A 3,667-nucleotide genomic window follows, 5' to 3' on the forward strand; every position below is an offset into this window, starting at 1 on the left:
CATACTGGAATTGCATGTCGCCTGCCGCTCGACAGCCTGCCCTGGTCGGCGCCCGGCGACATGCAATTCCAGTATGAGCGCGACAGCATGGCAGACCGCCCGCCGCTGCCGCCACATGATGTGTTCAGCGAAGCCAACAAGATTGTTGCCGAACGCATGCAGGCCTGGAGCAAGGGCGGATTGTATCAGGCGGCCGGTGCGCCACGCGCGCAAACCCCGCTGCCCAAAAACCAGCAATCCGCCACCGATGTGGTGCGCACCGCGATCTGTATCGAGCCGCGCGGTGGCCTGCTGCATGTTTTCATGCCGCCGCTGGAACAGGCCGAGCAATATCTCGACCTGGTGGCAGCCATCGAGGACACGGCGGCGACCTTGCAGCGCAAGGTGGTGATCGAGGGTTACCTGCCGCCGCGCGATCCTCGCCTGGTGCATTTCAGCGTCACCCCCGATCCGGGCGTGATCGAGGTGAATATTCACCCCTCCTCGAATTGGCGCGAGCTGGCTGAGCGCACCACGATTCTCTATGAGGAAGCGCGCCAGACCCGGCTTGGCACGGAAAAGTTCATGCTGGATGGCCGCCATGTCGGCACCGGCGGCGGCAACCATGTGGTGATGGGCGCGGCACAGCCGGCGGATAGCCCCTTCCTGCGCAAGCCCGGCCTGCTGCGCAGCCTGCTCGGCTATTGGCAGAATCACCCCTCGCTTTCCTACCTGTTCTCCGGCCTGTTCATCGGCCCGACCAGCCAGCATCCGCGGGTTGACGAGGCCCGCGATGATGCCCTGGTCAACCTGGAAGTGGCCTTCGAGCAATTGGACAGGCATGGCGACAACCCGCCGCCCTGGCTGGTAGACCGCATCCTGCGCAATGTGCTGGTGGACCTGACCGGCAACACGCATCGCACTGAATTCTGCATCGACAAGCTGTTCTCGCCCGACGGCCCGACCGGCCGGTTGGGCCTGGTGGAATTACGCGCCTTCGAGATGCCGCCCGATGTGCGCATGAGCCTGGCGCAACAGGCTTTGCTGCGCGCCCTGCTGGCCGCCTTTGCCGAACGCCCTTATGCGCGCAAGCCGGTGCGCTGGGGCACCAGGCTGCATGATGAATTCCTGCTGCCGCATTTCTGCATGCAGGATTTCAACGATGTGCTGGAGGACCTTGATGAGCACGGCTTCGGCTTTGCGCCGGAATGGTTTGCCGCCCATGCCGAATTCCGTTTCCCGCATGTCGGCAGTGTGGCGGCGCGCGGCATAGAGCTGGAACTGCGCCATGCGCTGGAGCCCTGGCATGTGCTGGGCGAGGAAGCCACGGCCGGCGGCACCGCACGCTATGTCGATTCCTCGGTGGAACGCTTGCAGGTGAAACTGAAGGGCCTGACCGATACGCGCCATGTGGTGGCCTGCAATGGCCGCGCCGTGCCACTGCGCGCCACCGGGGTGCCGGGCGAATATGTTGCCGGCGTGCGTTTCAAGGCCTGGGGGCCGGCCAGCGCGCTGCATCCTACCATTGCCGTGCATACGCCACTGGTTTTTGACCTGTTCGATACCTGGAATGGCCGCTCGCTGGGTGGCTGCACCTACCATGTCGCGCATCCAGGCGGCCGCAACTACGATACTTTCCCGGTAAACGCGAATGAGGCCGAGGCGCGCCGCCGCGCCCGCTTCTTCACCATCGGCCATACACCAGGGGCCATGCCGCAACCAGCCACGCAAGCACCAGGCCAGCAACCGCTTACCCTGGACCTGCGCAGCGGCTAGACTGGCCGCTGCGATTCTGTACCGGGAAACCATGTCATCCGCCCCCAAAGCCAAGGCCGATAAACCGCCTGCCGAACCGGCAGCGCCTGCGGCTGCCGAAAGCCGGGGGCGCGATCCCGAGGCCTGGGATGAGATGGTGACCGGCCAGGGCGGCATCCGGCCGCATTGGCAACCGTTGCTGGCATCACTCAGCCTGCTGGGCCAGAACGGCCTGGCCGAACGCGCTGAACGTGGACGCCAGCATCTGGAAGACGAAGGCGTCACGTATAACCTTTACGAGCTGCCCAATGAGCCCGGCCGCGCCAAGCCGGTGGAAATCGCGCCGCCTATCCCCGAGCAGCGGCCCTGGCAGCTTGATCCGGTGCCGGTGATCCTCTCAGCCGAGGAATGGGCCAATATCGAAGCCGGCCTGATCCAGCGGGCACAATTGCTCGACCTGCTGCTACGCGATGTGTATGGCCCCATGCGCCTGCTGAAAGAAGGCCGCTATCCGCCGGCGCTGGTTTATGGCCATCGTGATTTTCTGCGCCCGGCGCGGCAGACCAATGGCAAACTTCCCGGCCGTATGTTGCAGCATTATGCGGCGGAGCTGGTGCGCGGCACCGATGGCGTGTGGCGGGTAATCGCTGATCGCAGCCAGGCTCCGGCCGGCGCCGGCTATGCCTTGCAGAACCGCCGTGTGATGTCGCGCTTGATGGGTAATGCGCTGCGTGAATCGCGGGCGCGGCCGATCAACGCCTATTTTGAATATTGGCAGGCTGATTTGCAGGCGCGCGGCCAAACCACCAGCGACAATCCGCGTGTAGTGCTGCTCACACCCGGCCCCTATAACGAAGCCTATTTCGAGCATATCTATCTGGCCCGCGAACTGGGCGCCACGCTGGTGGAAGGCGCCGACCTGACCATGCGCGACGACCATGTCTACCTTAAGACATTGGGCGGATTGAATCAGGTGGATGTGATCCTGCGCCGCTTGGACGGCGAATGGTGCGATCCGCTTGAATTACGCGCCGAATCCGCACTTGGCGTCACCGGCCTGCTGCATGCGGTGCGCGAAGGCTGCGTCACTGTGAGCAACAGCATCGGCACCGGCATCGCCGAACAGCCGGCAATGCAGGCTTTCCTGCCCACCCTGGCCGAGCATTTGCTGGGCGAACCACTCAAGCTGCCCTCGGTGGCCACCTGGTGGTGCGGCCAGAGTTATGCTTTGCGTGAAGTGGAGCAGCGGTTTGACGCCATGGTGGTGCGCGGCGCCCGCGATCTGCGCTTCGCCCCGATCACCGTGCGTGACCTGAGTGATAGTGAGCGTGCCGCCCTGCTGGCACGGATCAAAGCCCGGCCGGCGGATTATGTGGCGCAGGAACGGATTGTACCTTCAGTGGCGCCGGGGCTTGGCGCCAATGGCAAGCTGGAACCGGCCCCGATCCTGCTGCGCGTGCAGTTGGTGGCCGATGGCGATGGCTATGTGGTGATGCCCGGCGGCCTGGCCCGGGTGCCGACCGACGGCGATCCGTTCAGCGCCACCATTCAGCGTGGCGGCATCAACAAGGATGTGTGGGTGGAAGCCACCGATCCCGGCCCGCTGGTGATCCGGGGCAGCGCCTCGCGCCAGCGCCTGCAACTGCGCCGCTCGTCGGGTACATTGCAAAGCCGCGTTGCCGATGACCTGTTCTGGCTTGGCCGCTCGATCGAACGGCTGGATGACGGCGCCCGCCTGCTGCGCGCCACGCTGAGCCGCCTGATCGGTGAAATTGGCTCGGCGCGGGACATGGTGGAGATGTCGGTGCTGGCACGCGCCCTGGCGCGCTGCGGCATCATCGACCAACGTGCTGCCGCCGCACCGCCAGATACACAGCTTTTTGCCCGCGCTGTCACCAATGCCTTTGCGCCGAGCCAGACTATGGGCCAGACG

The 3,667-nt window shown here is 64.9% G+C and carries 2 protein-coding genes; both read left to right on the forward strand.

What is annotated here, in order from left to right:
* On the forward strand, nucleotides 1–1,755 hold a 1,755-nt coding region (locus KBB36_RS20800; protein WP_290985790.1), incomplete at its 5' end, for a transglutaminase family protein.
* A gap of 31 nt (nucleotides 1,756–1,786) precedes the next feature.
* The coding region (locus KBB36_RS20805) for a circularly permuted type 2 ATP-grasp protein (RefSeq protein WP_290985792.1) at nucleotides 1,787–3,667 on the forward strand (1,881 nt) is incomplete at its 3' end.

The organism is Ferrovibrio sp. (genome assembly GCF_017994015.1).
Taxonomy (GTDB): domain Bacteria; phylum Pseudomonadota; class Alphaproteobacteria; order Ferrovibrionales; family Ferrovibrionaceae; genus Ferrovibrio.